16 protein-coding genes and 3 pseudogenes are annotated in these 19664 nt (G+C 58.5%); 10 read left to right on the top strand and 9 right to left on the bottom strand.

Features of this window, described 5'->3' with window-relative positions; all coding sequences use genetic code 11:
- Positions 1–177: 177 nt before the first annotated feature.
- The 4 genes from lpxD to JQ641_RS33750 all read left to right on the top strand — a co-directional run bounded on the left by lpxD (position 178) and on the right by JQ641_RS33750 (position 4177).
- The gene (lpxD, locus tag JQ641_RS33765; protein WP_212000737.1) at positions 178–1248 is read left to right on the top strand and encodes a UDP-3-O-(3-hydroxymyristoyl)glucosamine N-acyltransferase; all 1071 of its coding nucleotides are present in this window, start codon (positions 178–180) and stop codon (positions 1246–1248) included.
- A 549-nt stretch (positions 1249–1797) separates the two neighbouring features.
- Complete coding sequence (locus JQ641_RS33760) at positions 1798–2271, top strand: phasin family protein (RefSeq protein WP_212000735.1); 474 nt, start codon at positions 1798–1800, stop codon at positions 2269–2271.
- Positions 2272–2456: 185 nt separating this feature from the next.
- The gene (locus JQ641_RS33755; protein ID WP_212000733.1) at positions 2457–3644 is read left to right on the top strand and encodes a 6-phosphofructokinase; all 1188 of its coding nucleotides are present in this window, start codon (positions 2457–2459) and stop codon (positions 3642–3644) included.
- Positions 3645–3901: 257 nt separating this feature from the next.
- Positions 3902–4177, top strand: coding sequence for a hypothetical protein (locus tag JQ641_RS33750; protein ID WP_212000731.1), 276 nt, complete (start codon positions 3902–3904; stop codon positions 4175–4177).
- 8 nt (positions 4178–4185) lie between these two features.
- Here JQ641_RS33750 and JQ641_RS33745 read toward each other — a convergent pair whose 3' ends face one another.
- The gene (locus JQ641_RS33745; protein WP_212000729.1) at positions 4186–4356 is read right to left on the bottom strand and encodes a hypothetical protein; all 171 of its coding nucleotides are present in this window, start codon (positions 4354–4356) and stop codon (positions 4186–4188) included.
- A 65-nt stretch (positions 4357–4421) separates the two neighbouring features.
- Here JQ641_RS33745 and JQ641_RS33740 point away from each other — a divergent pair, with 65 nt between their 5' ends.
- Positions 4422–4703: a hypothetical protein gene (locus tag JQ641_RS33740; RefSeq protein ID WP_212000727.1), complete on the top strand. Its 282-nt coding sequence runs from the start codon at positions 4422–4424 to the stop codon at positions 4701–4703.
- A 940-nt stretch (positions 4704–5643) separates the two neighbouring features.
- On the opposite strand, the gene JQ641_RS33735 is transcribed toward JQ641_RS33740, so the two are convergent.
- The 4 genes and pseudogenes from JQ641_RS33735 to JQ641_RS38250 all read right to left on the bottom strand — a co-directional run bounded on the left by JQ641_RS33735 (position 5644) and on the right by JQ641_RS38250 (position 11035).
- Positions 5644–6882, bottom strand: coding sequence for a vanadium-dependent haloperoxidase (locus tag JQ641_RS33735; RefSeq protein WP_212000725.1), 1239 nt, complete (start codon positions 6880–6882; stop codon positions 5644–5646).
- A gap of 383 nt (positions 6883–7265) precedes the next feature.
- Positions 7266–7802, bottom strand: coding sequence for a c-type cytochrome (locus tag JQ641_RS33730; protein ID WP_212000722.1), 537 nt, complete (start codon positions 7800–7802; stop codon positions 7266–7268).
- Positions 7789–9060, bottom strand: coding sequence for a sulfite dehydrogenase (gene soxC, locus JQ641_RS33725; RefSeq protein WP_212000720.1), 1272 nt, complete (start codon positions 9058–9060; stop codon positions 7789–7791). The genes JQ641_RS33730 and soxC overlap by 14 nt, the downstream gene beginning before the upstream one ends.
- A gap of 443 nt (positions 9061–9503) precedes the next feature.
- Positions 9504–11035: pseudogene (locus tag JQ641_RS38250) on the bottom strand (tannase/feruloyl esterase family alpha/beta hydrolase).
- A 506-nt stretch (positions 11036–11541) separates the two neighbouring features.
- Here JQ641_RS38250 and JQ641_RS33710 point away from each other — a divergent pair.
- From JQ641_RS33710 to JQ641_RS33695, 4 genes are all read left to right on the top strand, one after another.
- Entirely contained in the window at positions 11542–12051 is a 510-nt protein-coding gene (locus JQ641_RS33710) for a MarR family winged helix-turn-helix transcriptional regulator (protein ID WP_212000716.1), read from the top strand.
- A 34-nt stretch (positions 12052–12085) separates the two neighbouring features.
- On the top strand, positions 12086–13039 hold the full coding sequence (locus tag JQ641_RS33705; protein ID WP_212000713.1) for a Bug family tripartite tricarboxylate transporter substrate binding protein: 954 nt from the start codon (positions 12086–12088) through the stop codon (positions 13037–13039).
- Positions 13040–13053: 14 nt separating this feature from the next.
- On the top strand, positions 13054–14181 hold the full coding sequence (locus JQ641_RS33700; RefSeq protein WP_212000705.1) for a methyltransferase: 1128 nt from the start codon (positions 13054–13056) through the stop codon (positions 14179–14181).
- Between the two features lie 275 nt (positions 14182–14456).
- Positions 14457–16754 (top strand): response regulator transcription factor, encoded by a 2298-nt coding sequence (locus tag JQ641_RS33695; RefSeq protein ID WP_212000702.1) that lies wholly within the window; start codon positions 14457–14459, stop codon positions 16752–16754.
- Between the two features lie 89 nt (positions 16755–16843).
- Here the strand turns inward: JQ641_RS33695 and JQ641_RS38245 are convergent.
- From JQ641_RS38245 to JQ641_RS33685, 3 genes and pseudogenes are all read right to left on the bottom strand, one after another.
- Positions 16844–16980 (bottom strand): annotated as a pseudogene (locus JQ641_RS38245) (tyrosine-type recombinase/integrase); the annotation flags it as partial.
- A gap of 22 nt (positions 16981–17002) precedes the next feature.
- Positions 17003–17140, bottom strand: a pseudogene (locus JQ641_RS38560) (ABC transporter substrate binding protein); the annotation flags it as partial.
- Positions 17141–17423: 283 nt separating this feature from the next.
- Positions 17424–17585 carry a DUF2934 domain-containing protein gene (locus JQ641_RS33685; RefSeq protein ID WP_212000700.1) on the bottom strand — a complete coding sequence of 54 codons (162 nt, stop codon included), beginning with the start codon at positions 17583–17585 and terminating at the stop codon, positions 17424–17426.
- Positions 17586–17863: 278 nt separating this feature from the next.
- Between JQ641_RS33685 and JQ641_RS33680 the strand changes: the two genes are divergently transcribed.
- Complete coding sequence (locus tag JQ641_RS33680; protein ID WP_212000698.1) at positions 17864–18553, top strand: response regulator; 690 nt, start codon at positions 17864–17866, stop codon at positions 18551–18553.
- 406 nt (positions 18554–18959) lie between these two features.
- Here the strand turns inward: JQ641_RS33680 and JQ641_RS33675 are convergent, their stop codons facing one another.
- A complete protein-coding gene (locus JQ641_RS33675; protein WP_212000696.1) occupies positions 18960–19439 on the bottom strand; it encodes a hypothetical protein in 480 nt (159 codons plus the stop codon).
- Positions 19440–19664: the final 225 nt, after the last annotated feature.

Raw genomic sequence — 19664 nt, 5'->3', positions numbered from 1 at the left:
CGCGTCGCCTTCGCTCCTCGCCCTGCGGGACGATCTGCTCTCACCAAAACTCGGTCGTGCTGTCTCCCTTCGCGCTGCTTGACGGGTCGAACGTCGCTCTCTCCGAAAGCATGGCAATAAAACTGGCGATGCAGGTTACCGAGAACTCGATTCTCCGTTTTCAATTAGGGGTGGGATATGGGTGAACGCAGATTCTTCGATAGCCCCGCTGGCTTGACAGTAGCCAAAATCATTTCGCTGACGGGTGCCGAATGCCATGATGCAAGGCGGCTTTCCCACCTGATTACAGATGTGGCGCCACTCGAACTTGCCGGGCCGAATGACCTCGCTTTTATCGAAAGCAATAAATACGCCGACGCGCTTGCGACAACGCGCGCGGGGGCCTGTCTAATGCTTCGGCGCTTCGAAAGCCGCGCCCCAGGTACTCTCATCCTGTTGCCGACGGAGCAGCCCTATCAGGCTTTTGTTGACGTACATAGTGAACTGTATCCGCGATCCCTTCGCCCGACATCCCTTTACGAAACTGGCGAAATTTCTCCAGGCTCAACCATCCATCCAACTGCGCGCCTTGGGAGCGGAATAACGGTTGATCCGGGAGCTGTGATCGGGCCTCGGGCTGAGATTGGAGCGGGAAGCATCATCGCCGCAACGGCCGTAATCGGGCCTGACGTGTTGATCGGCCGCGACTGCACGATTGGCGCAGGCTGTTCGATCACCCATACGCTCATAGGTGAGCGCGTCATAATTCATCCCGGATGCCGTATTGGGCAGGACGGTTTTGGTTATATTGCGGGTTTACCACAGCAGAAAGTTCCCCAAACTGGACGGGTAATTATCCATGACGACGTGGAGATCGGCGCCGGGACGACGATTGATCGTGGCGGCATAAGGGACACGATCATTGGAGAAGCTACAAAGATCGACAATCTATGTCAGGTCGGCCACAACGTAGTCATTGGCCGCCATTGTATTATCGTCGCACAGTCGGGTCTCAGTGGCAGCGTGACGCTTGAAGATTTTGTCGTCCTAGGTGGCAGAGTTGCCATCGCATCCCACGTCACGATCGGCAGGGGTGGAAGGGTGGCAGGGGGTTCAGGAGTTATGAATGACGTCCCGCCGGGAAAAACCTGGGGCGGCTATCCGGCCCGACCAAGAATGCAGTGGTTGCGGCAATTGGCTACGCTGGCTCGACTTACGAAATCCGGCGATTACGCTGCAGCCCCTCCGACTCTTTCCGATAAGAGCTGAGGTTGCCGCGCGCTCGATTCGGCTCGAGCATGAGAAATCCAGCCATGTCTGTTCTGGGTCATTGTCGGAAGTTAGTGCGCGCGTTGGCGACGTCCGCTCCAACCCTGTGAACGGACATTGTCAGCCCAGTGGCTAGGTCCGAAAGGTGCCGGACTAAGTCTGACCTGCCAAGGAATCGGCTGTCGGTTCCAAGCCCATCCACTAATTCGTCAGAACGGGTGTCCTAATCCCATGAAATTTAGAATGATTTTGAAACCGAATCCAAAATCACGATTTATCTTTGCAAACAAGGAAGATGGTCAGGGCCGACGACGAATCGCTAAAACCGAAAGACTTTCCAGTTCACGCGAACTAAGAAGTCGTCAGGAACGACGGTAACACTATCGCTGAAGCGCGCGTCAAGAAAACTGCAGAAGACATTGCGGAGCGCTTAAACGCGGAGGAGGACCTTCGCGAAAGTAGACCGTTGGTCGGCAAAACATTCCCAGCACGGATTCTGCCATCGGCGTACGTCTTCCTCCTTCCTCATGCAAAACAAAGGTCTGAAAAATGGCAAACCAACCAACGAGTGACAACTATTCCGGTAAGTTTCCGGATTCCGTGCCGTTTTTTGATTTCGCAGGGTTCATCGAAATGAGCCGAAACACGCTGACAGAAACGGTGAAGCAGAACTCGAAATTGAGCACAACCCTGCAAGCTCTCGGTAAGGAATGGACCGAATTCGTCGGAGCGCGTCTGCATGAAGAGTCGCAGTTGCTCCAGACACTTCGTGAGTGCAGAGAGTTGCCGAGTATGCAACGCGCATATCTGCAATTTTGGGAAAAAGCTCTTTCCCAGTATGGCGAGGAAGCGCAGCGCCTCATGCGAATAACTCAAGCCGCCATGCAAGAGGCCGCCCATAGTGCGCAAGAGCGCCTTGAAGCCACAAACGGCGGAAACGCTCATGGCAGCGGGGCCTCTAGCAACTCTATGCCGCCGTCACCGACGAAGAAGGTCAGTCCTTCCCCTCGTGAGAGAGTGTAGCGGACCCATCGTGGGAGAGCGTAGCAGACCATTTCGCAGTGACCTCTTCAACCTGGTAGCCCCGGCGATCTGAGACCGGCATAGGCTAAAAACCTTAGGACGATCGTTGGGTCGAGTCTGAGTGATATTTTTCATTTGAACTGGCGAGGTCGCAAATTGCGACATGCCAATGCTGGGAGGTGGGCTTGGCGAGAAAACGCATCGGCATTCTCACGGGCGGCGGCGACGTCCCCGGCCTTAACGCTGTCATCAAGAGCGTCACTTATCGCGGCAGTGAGAACGACATCGAGGTCATCGGCCTCCGCCGTGGTTGGGAGGCCCTCACGCACCTCAACCTGGAGGACCCGGCCAGCAAATCTCACTACCTCATGCCCCTGAATCGTGAAAACACGCGCACCATCGACCGGAGCGGCGGCACCGTGCTGCACTCGAGCCGCATCAATCCGTCCAAAATGCAAAAGCTGCCCGAACATCTCGTCGGCAAGGACCTTCCGGTCTCCCTAAGTACCAGGGGCGGCGGCGCAACCAAGACGTGGGACCTCACCGGCCAGGTGCTGGCGAACCTCTCGGGGCTCGGCATCGAACACCTGATCGCCATCGGCGGCGACGACACGCTTAGCTATGCCGCCAAGCTCAACGAACTCGGTGTCAAGATCATCGCCATCCCGAAGACGATGGACAACGACGTCCGCAACACCGAGTACTGCATCGGCTTCTCGACCGCGATCACTCGCGCCAGCGCAGCTATCCAGCGGCAGCGAACCACTGTCGGCTCGCACGAGCGAATTGGCATTTTCCGCGTCTTTGGCCGCGATGCCGGATTTACCGCGCTCTACACCGCGTACGCGACCTCGATCCGATGCGTTATACCGGAGTACAAGGTCAATCTCGACAGATTGATCCAGTTGCTCCTTGAAGAGAAGCGCGCCAACCCGAGCAATTACGCGCTGATCGTGCTCAGCGAGGGCGCCGAGTGGGAGGGCTACAAGCTGCAGGAATACGGCGAGCCCGACGCCTATGGTCACCGCAAGAAGGCCAGCGTGGCGGAATCGCTTGCCGAGGAGATCAAGCAGCGCGTTGGAGAAGAGACAATCACCTCTGACCTTACCTACGATTTGCGATCGGGCGAACCTGACTTCATCGACAAGCTTGTAGCCCTGACTTTCGGCAACATGGCCTACGATGCCATCCTGGAAGGCAAGACCGGTCTCATGTCGGCTCTGGTAGAGGGCCGTTACGACCTCGTGCCCATCCCTGACCCCAAGCTGGGGCCTCGCAAATTGGATGTCGCCAGCACATACAACACGGAGCGCTACCGCCCTACCTACGGCAACAAGCTGGGGCTGCCGGTCTTTCTCAACCGCGCGTCATAGGGTGCCAGGCGGTAACCGCCAAGGACGTGTCCTATGGGGCAGCCTCGGAAGTAGTGCCCGGCCAGATGGGTCTGCCGACGCGGGTGTCAGGGCCTCGTGCCGAGATCATGAAGGGGTCAGGGCCATGGAGATCGAACGCACTACATTCGGCACCATCACGATTGACGGAACGACGTAGTCATCCGGCGATCGCGTGTAGCGCGAGTTGGTCAAAGCGTGCCCAATAGAGCCCATCAGGGCTCCACTAAGAGGGCAGCGTGTTGCAATCCATATCCAAGATTCCCGGTCGCTATTATCTGGCAGTCTTTGTGCTGGCGTTCGCGACACTTTCCTACCAGATCCTGATAACGCGCTTCTTCAGTGTTATGCTCCATCATCATTTCGCATTCGCGGCCATTTCACTTGCCATGCTAGGGCTCACCCGCGGAGCGATGGAGGTCTACGGCAAGCCCGACCGTTATGCCACGGAGCGGGTTGGCATCGATAATGAAAGAGGCCGCCTCATCTGGCGGCCTCTTTGCCTTGCGATCTAGGCCCCCGCCTAGCTTTGAAGTCCGACCCTCTCGATGGGCATCTGCAATTCGGCAGCCCGTTCTTTCCGTTCCTTCTTGGAAAACTCGTGCTCGCGCTGCTCGAAAGCCGCAAGTTCCTTTTGTGCCGCTTCAAAAAAGCGGTCGCGTGGTGTCACTGCCAACTGAGTGTGCCTTGTCATTATTACGCCACCCATTGCTACCCCAGCGCCCAACCTATTCAACTGCGGGAACCTGGGAAAGGTTCGTGACGGTAAAATTACGGACTGATGAAATCGGGACACAGTGCCCACCTGAGGCGGCCTTAATTCTTGTTCGTGAACTTCGCGATCTTCCGCGTTCCGTCCCACAGCTCTACATCATGGCCGTCAACGAGCCGCTTGGCGCGCTCTTTGGCGGTGTCATCACCATCGAATTCGATCTCAACGCGATCAACGATATGGTGGTCCGAACTGATCAGGAAAGCGCGGTAAATGTGCTGCATGTCATACCAGCCCGTGAATCGGTGCTGGAAAGTAGGGCTGGGTAAAATCGAGAACAAGTTAACTTTGTACCTTTACTTCAAATCCCTTGTTGAGTTGTGGCAGCGGAATGAACCTGCTGCATGAGGGACAGGCCATGGCGGTGGCACCGCAACCGCACGCATATTTCCCTGACCATGGCCGGTCAGGGTGGGCGTCACAGACGCACCGCGTTTCATCGCATACGAAGCACCCTATCGACTTAATCACTGCGCTGCCTCCCTATTCTGGCGGCTTCAGTCCGGGTGACGAAATCCAGGCGGTAATGCTGGCGGCGGTTTCTGCCTCGCGGGCTTTGCGTAGAAGCGTCTGCCGCTTCGATCCCGGCTTCAGACTTTTGGCGGATTAAGTTTGATTGCCTCTAGGGCTAACCGCTCGTCCAAAGGGGGGTGATCGTGTTCAATGTGCCGTCGCTCCGACATGGGAACCTCCGTCGCCCCATCCCAAAACTCTCATTCCCCCGACGCGGTTCCCGATTCAAAAGGAGCCACTGCTAAAGTTGTAAAGGGGCCACTAGCCATCGAACGGAATGGAAAGGGGCCAACACCTGAGGAGATATGGGAACGGATCAAGAAATTTGTACGCTTCGAGAACGCGCCCCTCGACGAGGTCCGTTCCGGGTCAAACTGAGAAGTCCAGGCGGGCCTTCGGGAAGTCGGCTTTGCCCTCAACAGCGGACCAAAGGTTGTCGGCATGTCGCAAAGGCGCCCGAAGCGGACATGCTCGCAACCGACGAGGCGCAGCGCTTCGTCGACAGACCGTCCCTGCCCTTATCGATGACCTCGTTCGCAGACACCAAAAGTGCTTGCGGCACGATCAGCCCCGGCGCCCTCGCGCCCGCGCAGAGGCGACCTCTTCTGTAGCGGCAATCGCAACTACAAAGTTCGGATTTTGATGAATAACCGGACTCGCATCACGAGCCCGGGGTATTACGTTTTGGCTACGGCATTAGCGTGCCGGCTTGAGCGTATTCTCGATCAGGTAGGCCGTGGCCTTTGGGGCTACATCCTCGCTGGCGCGGATCGCGAATCGATAGTGCACGCCACCCCAGACGCGGACATTCTTCTGCTCCTCGGCCATATCGGCCAGGCTGGCGAACTGCCTGGTCCGCTTCGGATCCCGCACATCGGTCGCCGTGAACGGAATGGCCTTCACCGGCCCGAAAACCGATTCCAGGACCGCCACCGCTGTGGTGGCGTTGTAGGTCGCCTGCGACGGGTATTCAGGATGCATCGGCGTCGGATTGAACGATGTCCAGCCGGCATCCCGCTCGGTCGCATCGTTGCCGTCCTGGTCGCCATTGCGGATAGCGGTGACGGGCCGCCAGAAATTGTAGTAGTACTTCGCCTCCCAATTGAGAACGTAGGCGTTCGCCAGACCCATGTTGAGCAGCGCGAACAGGCGCGCACATTCAGCGAGCGGCATTTCCTTTGTCTTCGCAAGCTCGCGCGCCGCCGCTTGCAGCGCAGGGCCGAAATTGACGTTGCCCCAAAATGTTACCGCTTCGGTCTGCTCGGGAGTGCGCGCCGTGCTCTTGGTGCCGCCGAGGCTCTTCACCTCGTTGTAGTCGCGGGCCCACTCTGCGCTCGACAGCGTCGGCGGCGGGCCGGGCCGGAACTGGTCGGCGCCGTTGAGCACCCATGGCTTCGCGCGCGCATATTGCTCCCACGCCGGCAGTGACGTCGGCACGTAGGCCCCGGGAGCAGCGTGCGGCCTGTAAGCGTCGGGAGCGTTGGTGCCGTCGTTGGCGCGGTCGGCCTGGACCGCGGCGGCCACCTCCATACCCAGCTTGATGCCTTCGGTCTTTGCGGGCCCCTCTGGGATCGCCTTGAGTGATGCCGCGTAGCCCTCTTCGATCTTGGATTTCTGCTGAGGATAGACCTGGGTGAGGATCTGCTGCGCGGCCGCCGCGGCCGCGGCTTCTGCGGATGCGCTTGGTGCGGCCGGAAGCGTTGCGACCACGCGCGTGTAACGATTCTGAACCGTGTTGATCGCGTCGGACATGGCGACATGCACCATGGCCAAGGTGCGGAGTTTGGGATTGTTGCCGACGTCGTTCGCCACCAGATCATTGGTGATGACGTTCCAATCGGTGACTACATCGGCGCGCGCGGGCGCTGCCAACAGCGCTGCCGCGACTATGCCCGGCAGCAAAGTTGCAGCCGATAATCTTAAATCGGATCTCATTTTGCGCCTCCCTTTGTGGTGCCCACACATGCGGACCCTCCACACGGTGGGCACGGTCAGTCTCCTTCTTTCCACTGGCGTGGACTATTGGTCGAGATGACGCATCCTGGCTGTTTGGCTTTTGGACTGGCTGTCTGCCGAATTCTGTATAACTCTACCGCTTCGTCCGAAAGTGGCGCAGCTCTCGCTGCGGCGCATAAATTGGGCTTTAACGGGGCACGGGGGCGCGAGACCACCCTTGCGGGCATAATGTCCGCTTTAGCTCATTTTCAGACCTCGCTTCACACAAGTGCGAAGTCTGCGTCAAACCCATTAAACGGACATCGTCAGGCAGTACTTCCACGTCCGGAAAGTGCCAAGCGGACCAACGGCCGGCCCCGAAGCTACTTCGGATTGCGCGGGAACGGGATAAACCCGTCCCGGTTCGGCATTCTCACCTTGGGCAGCGACTGCGCATCGATCACATCGTTCGACCCGACGATCCCGTTGAGATCGAGGATATAGGCCGTTACCGCGTAGACTTCGTCCGCGGTAAGCGATTTCGACTCTTGGAATGGCATTGCGCGACGTACATAGTCGAACAGTGTTGTTGCGTAGGGCCAGTAACTTCCCACAGTCTTTATCGGTGTTTTGTCCGGTGCCAGTGTGCCCATGCCGCCGACGAGCGCTCCAGCGAGCACGACACTAGGCCCGATTCCCCTATCGCCGTGACAAGCCTGGCATTTCGCTACGTAGATGGCTTCTCCCTCGATGGCGGTGCCACGACCAGGCGGCAGACCTGCGCCATCCGGTCCGATGCTGATGTCCCACGCTGCGATGTCGGCGGGCTCGATCGATTGCCCGAACTGCGGGGATTGGGCCAGAGCGGCCGATCCGCTAGTCAGCGATACGCAGACTGCAACGGATTTAGACGTAAACATTGCTAGCCTCCCCCTTCTCGTCGATGCGCCAGCTTGCGATGGCGTTGTAGTGGTAGACCCCACGCAAGCCGCGCTCGTCGCCGAACTGCGCGCGCGTTGGCTGCATCATGCCCGTGTCGTCGGTGGCGCGACTCTGCAGCACGGCGGGACCGCCGTTCCATTGCCATGCTGCGCGGAAGCGCACCGGCGCCTTTGGCAGGATCGGGCCCTGCAAAGCAGCCGGCGCCCAGCTTCGTCCGCCGTCGGCCGACACGTCGACTTGTCGGATGCTGCCGTTGCCCGACCAAGCCTGCCCGGAAATCTCGTAAAATCCCGGTCCCCTCAGCGTGAGTCCCGGCGACGGACGCGTGATAACGGATTTCACTTCCATCGGGAATACGAACTGCCAGGCCTTTTCATCCTTGAGCAGGATCGTGTATTTCGATGTTTCGTCTTTGGTCATCGCGGGGTCGGCAGTCAACTTGAGCCGGCGCAGCCACTTCACGTTCATGTTGCCTTCGAACCCAGGCAGCAGCAACCGCACCGGATAGCCATTCGAAGGCCGCACTCGCTCGCCGTTCTGATAGAGACAGAGCAGCGCATCATCCATCGCCTTGGCGAGTGGGATGCTGCGGCTCATGGCGGCAGCATCTGCGCCCTCGGCGATCACCCAGCGCGCCTGAGGTTCGATGCCAGCTTCATCGAGCAACGTGGAGAGCCGTACGCCGGTCCATTCCGAGCAACCCAGCAGGCCGTGAATAGCCGCCACATTGAGCGGCTGCGCCTGAGGCGCGTTGAGCGCCTGGCTGTTGCCGCCACACTCGATGAAGGCGATGCGCGATTGCATCGGATAGCGCGACAGCGCTTCGACCGTAAACACAAGCGGGCGCTTCACAAGTCCATGGATCACCAGTCGGTGTTGATCGGGATCGATTTCTGGGACGCCGGAATGGCTACGCTCGAAATGCAGCCCGGATGGCGTGATCATTCCTTCGAGCATATGCAGCGGCGTGCGTGACGCGCCGACACCGGCCGGGTTGGGGGGCGGCGGAAAGACTTTGATGACCTTGCTCTCGAACGGTGAAGGCTGGCCGTAGCCCCCAAATCCCGGACCCGGCACCTTCATCCATGGCTGCACCGTAAGCGGTTCTGCCGATCCGCGGGACAGGCCCGCGCTGGTCGCACCGGCAACGAGCGCGCCTTCAAGAAAGATGCGGCGGCTTAGAATTCCATTGCCCGCCGCCGGATCGCCTGGTTCGGGATGAGTTTTTCCAACCATGAGCAGCCCTCCCTCGTTGCGGTCAAATTAAGCATTTCGCCTGCCCATGCGCACGGCGAATGCTCTTGATAAACCAGCAAAAAAAAGATGGTCGGTTTTATTGAGCGTGCGATGCCCGCCGACGGCATTTCCCGGTGCCAATCGTCTCGAAGACGGAGACGTCGGCCCGTCCCGTCTCGAAAAACAGCTTTAAAGAAGATTACAGGATCCCACGCCCATCCAAAAGACCTTCATATTGGCTACGATGTCGCACAAACAATGCAGTCAAAGCCAATGGTCCCATGTCCGTGATGGGTCATTCGCGTCGGTTTTAGCCGGACCACGGCACTTCCGGTCTACCCCGGTGAACGGACATTCTCAGGATAGGCAGGCATGTTTCAAAGGTGCCAACAGCGGCCATGGGAAGGCAACGACACGAAGACTTCTCAAAGAAAGATAGATAGTCATTCGCAACGAAAGCTTTCGGCATCTTTGATTTCTCCCGTTCCCGAGTACGTTGCCTTCTTTGGAAACGCGCATAACGGGCGCGTCCACAAAACCTTGCCATCCTTGTCGGTCTTGGTTGCAAGCATGCTATCCGGTGCAACACCGTCTTCCGCCCATTTTTCAAGCGCACTTAGCGGATCGAACCCCGCCTCGGTGATGCCCGGACCGGCTTGCGCGGGAATACCACAGTGATCCATGCCCGGAATCATGAAAAGGCGAAAGTGGTCAGCAACGCTTCCGCCTGCGGCCTTCTCGGCGGTCGCGTAATAGTCGAGCGTGTTTTGCGGCGTGACGATCGGATCGGCGAGCCCGTGATACATCAACAGCTTGCCGCCACGCGCCTTAAACCTCGATAGATCAGGGTTCATTGCATTGTAGATCGCAGCCATGAAAGCGAGACGCGGCGGATCCTTTTCGAAATCGAAATCGGCGGCACGGTAGCGCTCGCCTGGATCGTCCTGAAACGCCATGTAGCGCAGGAAGTCGAGACCAAAGCTGTAGATCAACTTGCCCCCGGCAGGCTCAAGCCCTGTCACCCACAAAGGCCAGTAGGGTTCCGAGCCCTTCGGCAGACCGCCCGGGTACAACTGCTCGCCTCGGGAGTTCTTGGGGCCAGCGTACCACTTCTCGAGGACCGCCGCTTCGGCCGCGCTCAGGCATTCCGAGTTCTGCCCTGCCTTGCAGATCAGACTCGCGGGTTTGAAGGAGCATGCGGCAGGATCGACGACGAGACCGGTTGCATCGCCGCACTGGTTAGCGACCGCGTCACGGATCAACGGAACCTTGGCTTTGGTCAGAATATCCTGCCGTCGGGGCCTGTGTTGGCTTGCACCAGCCAGGCAAAGTGCGTCGCAACGAGGCCGGTGTAATCGAGCGCCGGAGCGCCGCTAATGATCCCGTCAAAATCGTCAGGATAGCGTTGGGCTTCCAGCGCCGCCATTCGACCTCCGGTCGAGCAGCCGGCGAAATAGGACTTCTTTTGCGGTTCGTCATAGAAGGCGCGGATAATCGCCTTTGTAACTTTCGCCGTCTCTGTAACGGCGCGGCTGCCCCAGTCGATCTCGGCAATACGATTGTTGTAAGCCCAGCGTCCGTCCAGCACTGAGAGACCCCAGTGACCGGCATCCATCGTTGAAACGGCATAGTTGCGCCGCAGCGCATAGTTCATCGCATTGGTGAAGCCGACCCGGTCGCTGTCGAGTGTGCCGCAGAAGCCGCCACAGCCTGCCATGAAGAACTTCCCATTCCAGTTCTGGGCGGGCAAGCGAATATCAAAATTAATCGCGGGGCGCACGACACCCAGTACGCGGCAGTGTGAAGGCAGGTCCGTAGACTGAGTGACTTTAGTCGCCGAAAGCAAGTTGACGTTGTCGATCTTTAACCCCGCCAAAGATTCGCAGGCGAGAGGGGTTTGAGCGTGGCCGGCACCTGGAACGATTGATGCCGCAACAATGGTCAATGGGACTAGTCGTACGAGAATGCGCTTCATGGCCATCTCCCTTAACCAGCAGTTCAAGGCGATCCGAGTTGATCAATCATAGAGAGGGCCAATAATAATTCATAGAATGCAAAGCCTGCCGGATGTTGGAATTGGGTCAAACGCGTCACTTTGACAAAGGACCGGCGACTTCCGATCTTCCCCTGAGACCGGACATCGTCCGCCTGGTCGGCACGTCTCAGACCTGCTGTAAGTCGAACTTACTGAACGCAGGCCCTTGGCACCTATTGAGATATGCCGACCGGCTGCCCTTCCATCGGGTAGATTGGAAGTGACCGGCGGCTGGTCAGAACGACGCGATTGCGATTTCCGGACCTTGTCTGGGCGACTGGCCGCTTTGCGCCAGGAGCGGACCTTCCCGTCAGCTTTTGATGACCCAAAGCGGAGACTCCGCGCTGGCAAGCGTTGTTCACACTCTCCTCCACATTCCGGCTATCCCTCCTTGACGCGAGATATAATCAAATATATGATGATAAAATATTTGATTATAGCTCGACATGACACGCGCGCCCAGTCCCACCGAAAAACGGACACAAATTCCGGTGCGGCTCGCGCCGATGCCTCTGGCCCGGCGGTTTCAGCAGATTTGCACGACGGCGATGGCGGAGTCGCTTGAAGGCAACGAACTCACACCGCTTCAGTATGGGGTGCTCGCCTATGTGTGGGGGGAGCCCGACGTCGATCAGGTAGGACTTGCTGCGCGCGTTGGCATCGATCGCACCAATGCCGGACTACTCGTGGATCAACTCGAAGCGAAAGGCCTGCTGGTTCGCCGCGTCAGTGAGACGGACCGCCGCGTTCGCCAGCTGCGTTTGACGCCGCGTGGCGAGGCGCTTCACCAACACCTCGCGCCGATCGTGCGCCGCGGCCAGGACAAACTCCTCTCGGGCTTAAGCGCCGCCGAGCGCGACTTTTTCATCCAAATGCTGATCCGCGTGATCAACGCGAACGAAGTGCTTGCCCGCCCTGGCACGGGCCGAAAGAAGAGATCACCAGTAGCTGTATGAGGATGCTCCCATGCTCTGTTGGCTTCGAAAAGTCGTGTCCCCGCTCATTCTCGTCTTCGTCATTGTTGGCGGATCAAGGTTCGCGGTCGCCGAAAGCTGGCCGCAGCGTACCGTTCGGATCGTCGTCCCCTTTCCAGCCGGAGGCGCAATCGACGTCGCAGCGCGCATCATCGGCGATGGGTTGGCCAGACGCTGGGGACAATCGGTTGTGATCGAGAACAAGCCCGGTGGGGAGACGATCATTGGCACAAGTGCATTTGTCTCCGCGCGCGATCAGCACGCGCTGCTCTACACTACGTTCGGGACGGTCTCCGTCCTGCCGCTCACAGCAGACAACCTGCCGTTCAATCCGCAAACCGACCTGGTCCCACTCGTCCCTACGGTGTCGGTGGTTGTCGCCGTATCCGTCACGAGTAGTCTTGCGGTGAAAACACTTTCCGAACTTGAAGCCCTCATCCGTTCGCGACCGGGCGAATTCGCATGGGCTTCCAGCCCAACGTTGCCGCGCTATGTGTTCACGATTTTCCTGAAGCAACGCGGTCTCGAAATGAACTATGTCGGCTATCGTGACGCCTCCCAACCACAAGCCGATCTCGGGGAAGGTCGCATCCATGCCTTCGTCGCGGCCATTCCGACGTCGATGCCCGCGGTCGCTGCCGGAAAAGCGCGCTTTGTTGCGACCACCGAGCCGCAACGCACGACGATACTGCCAGAGGTCCCCAGCGCGGCTGAGGCAGGCTACGACGAACTCTCGTTTATAGGCGGCGCGGGCTTGTTTGTGGGAAACGACATGCCGGCCAGCATCCGCGAGCGAGTCATCGCCGACGTCAATGCGGTGCTGTCAGACGCTGTGATCACCGTAAAACTAAAGGCGGCGGGCCAGCAAGTGATCGGTGGCGGCCCCGACGTGCTGAGGAGACTCGTAGAGCAGCAGGCGGCGCGTGTTGTCGAAATCTCGAGGTCGATCGACCTGAAGTCAGTCAGATAGACGGAAGGCACGCCGTGTCGGATGGCATCGTGTTCGCGGATCGCTTGCTGGACCTTCTCGGCGGACACCGCGTCACCGCCGCATTGTACACTGCGGTTGAGCTTGGGGTGGTCGAATCGCTCGCTGCCGGCGAACGAACCGCTACCGAGGTCGCCAATGAATGCTCGACCCACGCACCTTCAACCGATCGATTGCTAATCGCCCTGGTGGCGCTCGGCATTTGTCAATCGGCAGGCCCGAACCGCTATCGACTGACGGATATGGGCGCATGCCTCGCCAACGACGCGAAGCATTCACTGCGCAATTGGGCGCTGTTCGAGGGAAAAATGCTGTCGCGTTCGTGGATGGGGCTTTCCGAGTCTGTACGGAGCGGCAGAACGGTGGCCGAGCTGGCGGGAGCCGAAGGCGGACGATATGGACAAATGCATCGTGATCCCGAGGCCGCATCGGTGTTCGACGCGGCGATGGCAAACATGACACGCCTCGTCGCGCGTGATCTAATCGCAGCCGGCGATTTCAACAGCGCAGGCAGAATTCTGGATGTCGGCGGCGGCGCCGGAACATTGCTCATCGAGATACTCCGCGCCTGTCCCACAACGTCGGGCAGTATCCTCGATCTGGAACGATGCGAAGCCGCTGCCCGGCAGGCCATAACCGCCGCCGGCATGCAGTCGCGCGCAAGCTTCCTCACCGCGGATTTTTTTTGCCGGCCTGCCTGCCGGCTTCGACACGCTCCTTCTGAAGAACGTGCTTCACAATTGGGACGACGAACACTGCGCCGTACTGCTCGCCAACTGCCGTTCAGCGCTGATAGATGCGGGCCGCGTCGTCATCGCCGAGCGCTTCTTGCCGCCGCGAGATTCTTCCAGCAAGTCCGCGTCGACGGCATTGGGCGACCTCAACATGTTGCGCGGGCCCGGCGGCCGCGAACGAACCGAAGCGGCCTATTGCGAGCTCGTGACCAGTGCCGGTCTTCGCGTCGCGCACCTGTTTCCGGCGGGCCGATACGATTTGCTAATCGCCACGCGATAAGGAAGTCGCCCCACGGACTAGCGAAGCTTTTGACTAAATCATTGGAGGCCGAAGTCTACTTCCCACTTCCGTTGATGGCACTTAGCAGACGTGGGCAAACCAGCGAATGACCGCTTTGCGCCAAAAGCGGACGTTCCATCGAGGTCAGGTTTTGACCCAAAGCTGACTTGAGGCGGGGCGCTGGCTTAAGTCCTTCGTGACCCCTGCGGACGTAGATTCCGCGTTGAGCTATATTGGCTTTCATCCTATGGTGGCATTTTGCTGCTGCGGACGCCATTCCTTCGGTGGCCCATCAATGGCGAGCGGTTGGCCGCACTGCACGCCCGTTGATACCTGCGACGGGGTTGCTTGGGGGATAAAGCGAATGCCGGCGAGGGGAGCGCTCATGCGTCGCATCCGACTAGTGATAGCAGATCGACGCCCGATCGTTCTGCAAGGTTTTGCGTCGCTGTTGGCGGCGGAGCGCGATTTCGAGGTCGTTGCGTCCTGTCTCAATGGAACTAGCTGCCTCGAAGCAATTCGGAATTTGACCCCCGATGTTGTGCTTGTAGAGGACGGATTTTCTGACGTGACGGCAACTGAATTGCTTACGGTCGCCGATGCCGAAAATTTTTCTACCCGGTTAGTCTTGTACACCGCATCCGTCGCACGTGGCGATGTCGCAGACGCAATTGCGGAGGGTGTTTGCAACGCGATTTCAATGCGCGCGAAGCCCGAAACGGTGCTGAACTCGCTGAGGCTGGTGGCACCAAGACCCGACCGGACGCGGGCCAGCAAGGAAGAAAATGGAGCGATCGGTGAGGATGTTCTGGCAGCACTGACGAACGAAGAACGCAAAGTTATGCGTCTGGTTGCCTACGGCTTGTCGAACAAAGGGATTGCGCGCCAACTTAACGTCAGCCCGGGCGCCGTCAAGGCCGACCTCGATCGCATATTTCAGAAGCTTCCGATCGGCAATCGGTCGGAACTCACAGCGGTTGTCCTGTCGCGTCTTTCCGGTGGGATCGGCGTGCTTGCAGCTCTGATTATCGCAGCGCTGGACGACGGCCATGCCGCGAACGCCAACGAACTCGACGATACGCTTGGCGGTACTTTCACAGTAATGGTCGCCGACGGCACCGCCGAGGTCGCAGCTATCACTATCACCCCCAGGAAATCGGTCGGTGCTTTGGGCGTCGGGGTCAGAGCCGCGTTCAAAGCCGGCCGCGTTGACAATCCCGGGAATGGCAGGGCGACACCGGCCGTCCAGCTCGTCGATTCTAGTTTCGATATCACCAGCAGTACGGTCACGCTGACGACAGCCAACTCAGCGAGGCTAAGCGTGGGCAGCTCTAGCGCTTTCATGATGGTGGCGGCCGGAGTCCTGATTTACGAGCTCGATCACATCTGCAGACCTGCGCAAGCATTCGATTTTGGCAATAGCCTGACTGAGGTCTCCACATCAGCTGCTGCAAACGGCAGCAAAGAACTGGTGGCCTTCAACATCTCTGGCACCGCCAATGCGAACAACGACGGTTTCGATGACTTGGCTTGGCAACGTCTCGGAAAATACGATCAGTCATTCGCCTTCGATTCTCCCCGAAGCCAGACCATCTCCATGGACGGCGATGAACTTCAGATTGTCAGTGTAGACGCAAGGGAGGATGGCGCCAGCGACCATGGCAAGGATAGGTCTCTCGATGCAAAATCCGCCAATGAGGCGGACAACCGCATTGACACGATCTCCAAAGAATCCGTGAGCGCCCTCGCGGGGCATCCGATGGATCATGGCGGTTTTGGCGAGACAACAAAGGCCGACACGTCGCAGAATTTCGGACACGGCAAAGCAATATTAAGCGCGGGTGAGCATCACAGTCATGAGCAATCGCAGCGCAATTTACACGCTTCTGACGGCTCCGCAGCTGCCGAGCAGCATGCCAAGAATGATCCACAGGGAAGCGATTTGAATCATGGGCAATCGCAGCGCGATTTACACGCTTCTGACGGCTCCGCAGCTGCCAAGCAGCATGCCAAGAACGATCCACAGGGAAACGATTTGAATCATGGGCAATCGCAGCGCGATTTACACGCTTCTGATGGCTCCGCAGCTGCCAAGCAGCATGCCAAGAACGATCCACAGGGAAGCGATTTGAATCATGGGCAATCGCAGCACGATTTACACGCTTCTGACGGCTCCGCAGCTGCCAAGCAGCATGCCAAGAACGATCCACAGGGAAACGATTTGCTCCATGGGCAATCGCAGCACGATTTACACGCTTCTGACGGCTCCGCAGCGCATGCCAAGCTTGACGCCACACCGGAGATCGAGGTCGATCGCGGCCAATCGCAGCGTGACTCGCACGCGGTGCCCGCAAACGCTGGTAACCACCTACACTCAGGGTCGGGCCTGAACGCTGGAGGGAAGGATAAACCGACCGATGACACCGGTCAGGTAGAAACGGCAGCTGCGCCAGCGTTTGGAGATTCGTTTCATTTCAAGAAGGAGATGGTTGCCTCCAAAGCCTCGGATGTCTTTGAGCTACATGTGGGCCACGGACCGGATTCGACAGAACATGGCCTGCACATCCGACATGACGGACTGGCCCCGGAAGCACACGTGGTTGGCCTTTCACTCGCGGAGCAAGACGCCGTTGATCACGCAAAGGGCGCCAAGCACCATCTGACGCCCGATTTGTTTGTCTAGCCACCTAGGGACTTGCGGGAAACGGTCGTCTGCTAATGGCACAAAGGGGCTGAAGGACGGGCAGAGTGTGTCCGCTCTGCCCGGTTATTTCAGACATCCACTTGTTCCGCTATTGCCGGCGCGTCATCAACCTCAATGCCGAGGTATCTCACCGCGCTTTCGATTTGGTGTGCCCGAGCAAGGGCTGGATAGCCCTGAGATTGCCGGTCCGTCGATAAATCAAGGTCCCAGTATTCAATCACTTCATCGGCGCGGGTAAGGAAAGTCTCCGAGATATTCAAGCCGAGCGCCTTGGCTGATTTGAGATTGATGACGAGGTCAAACTTTACTGGTTGCTGAATGGGCATGTCAGCTGGCGTCGCTCCACGCAGACTCTTGTCGGTAAACTCAGCAGCACGCGCAAAAACGGGTCGATGAAGTTCGCTCCGTACGAAATCAGGCCGTCCGCATCCACGAACTCTCTAAACCCAAAGATGGTTGGAATCCTTGCGGCGGTAGCTACTTTTGCTGCTCAAACAAGGCGCTTCGCCTGCGGAGTACGGTGCCGCACTACGCTATGCGATTCCCGCCTTGTCTTGAAAGTCGTCGTCTCGCGCGCCGGGCCTGGTGGAACCTAATCCAGTCCCATTTCCTTGCTGCGAGCCCTGGGTGCCCACCTGCCAAAGGATGTTAGCGCAAATCCAGATTTTCGGCCGGCTTGTCGCTTCGCTGCTGCAACAACTCTCTCTCGGCTCGATACCAGAACGTCTCCATCATACCGTTAGGTTCGCCAGCATCTTTCCACAACTTAAAGGCCAGCGTCCGTATCTTGTCTTCTGTTAGGTCCAGCATGAAATCGAGAATCCTGCAAGATAAACGGCCGCTTATGAGTCAAGTGGGCGCAGGTCGAATTGTTCCTGCGGATGACAGCATCATTCGCTGTAGTTCAGCTGCCGCACAACATAGTCGTCCGAATTAGATTGCCGTCCTGTTGCTAAGTTCACTTTTGTACATTGCGCGTGAAAGCGGATCGCCAGAGGTACCTCTCTATTGCGGGTAATGGCCAAAGCTGGCGACTCGCAACATCCGCAACGGCCGGTCATTGTAGCGTCGATTTTACAGGGGCCATTATGAGTAAAGTTTCCATTGGTGTTGTAGACGACCACCCATTGATGATTGAAGGCATCGTCGGGCTGTTGTCGCGCGCTCAGGGTCTCGAAATTTTGTCGACGGGTTCGACGGCAAAAGACATCATCGACATTTCCTTGCGTTTCCATCCAGACGTCATCATCGTCGATTTAAGCATGGCGGGCGACGTCTACGAGGCAATCGCAACGTCTATCAAGCTCGCTCCAAACACAAAGATAGTTGCGTTCACTGCTGCAACCGGCGTCGACACCGCGATCCGCGCCCTCGATGCTGGCGCAAACGGATATGTACTGAAAGGCAGCAACGCGAAAGAGCTCCTCCAGGCTGTTGAAGCGGTTCGGCATGGCGAAACTTACATTACACAAAGCTTTGCGAGCCAGGTCATCGCAGGACTGCGAAACGCGTCGCTGCGGCGAGTGGCGGCCGAGGCCGTCAGATTCAGCATTCGCGAAGACCAGATCGTTCGCCTGTTGTTGCGGGGCTTTACCAACAAAGCGATCGCCACCTCGCTAAAAATCAGCGAGAAGACCGTCAAAAATTACATGACAGTTCTGATGCAAAAACTTAACGCCCGTAACCGCCTCGAAGTTGTTATCGCCGCACAAGCCCTGAGCGATCGTGAGGTCGACGCAATCGGAAATACAGGTTCGCAACCGCGTCAGCTGTCTTAAGGCCGGCACCGGCGCCACCGCAGCCGCCCAGCCCGACATGAATAAGCCCAGCATGGCCAATGACAAGGGGTCATGATGCCGGGCGGCGCCTCGAAGGACGGCATCGGTCAGCAGAACAAGGGCGGAATGTCCAAGTAAGTCGATAATATTCTCACCCGACTTACGGGCGCGCCGTTGGCTTGTGCCTCGCGGCGGCGCCATCTATTTTTTCGCCAATCCCGCTTGGGCCCCCAAGTACCTACGCCGGGTCTGCACCCGCACCTCCACCAGCGCCTTGAGCCAGTGCTAAGCAGAGTGTGCAAAGAACATTCCCGACGCAAGGGCTCGCAAACTCATCGGCACCTGACAAAGCGCCCCAGTTCGGCAGGCTGCTTTTCGGATCTTGAACGTGTGCGCCGGAACCGCCTCATGGTCCTTGCCGATAGCGGCAGTACTCGTCGCCGTTGTCGTATTCGACGCAGATCTTCACGCGCCGCCGAGGGCGATCATCGTCGTAGCTTCGATAGTCACGGTGGTGGTCCGCACGGTCCCAGCCGCGATTGTCACGGTCGTCTCGATCACTGTATCGACGCCGATCCATGTCGCGCTCGCGATATTCGTCGCGATCACTGCGTCGCACATCCGGATCCATCTCACGGTCATCGCGACTCATACGGTTGCCGTCACCCCGGCGCATCCGCCAGTCCCGGCCCATTTCTCGCTCCTCGCTCTTAGATTGGCCTCGGTCCGTTCGTTGATCTCGCGGTTGTTGGGCATTCTGGTCGGATGGGGCGGGTTGAGTAGGCACGCTTTGTGGAGAAGAAATTGGCGGCTTCCCTTCGCCCTGGGCAAAGGAGGACAGGCTCGACGAGGCCAATAGAAGGCTGGCGATGACAAGAGCGCGCATGGATTTTCCTCCGGTTAGTCGCCACCAGTAACGATTGCCCGATGCATTGGTTCAACGAGGTACTCGGGATAGGTGCAGCCGATAAGAGACTGCGGTGAAAATCGTGATCCCCGCGAAGGCCTGCGCGACCCGGGCAGTTTTAGGCTGCGGCGCGCCGGCGGTGCTTGCCCTGATGGTCGACCAGCTGGACCACATTTGAAAGGTCTTGCGGAACTGAAACGACGG

This window comes from Bradyrhizobium sp. JYMT SZCCT0180 (assembly GCF_018130165.1).
Taxonomy (GTDB): Bacteria; Pseudomonadota; Alphaproteobacteria; order Rhizobiales; family Xanthobacteraceae; genus Bradyrhizobium.
The sequence above is the reverse complement of the archived record's forward strand: the minus strand, read 5'-3'. Positions and strand labels throughout refer to the sequence as shown.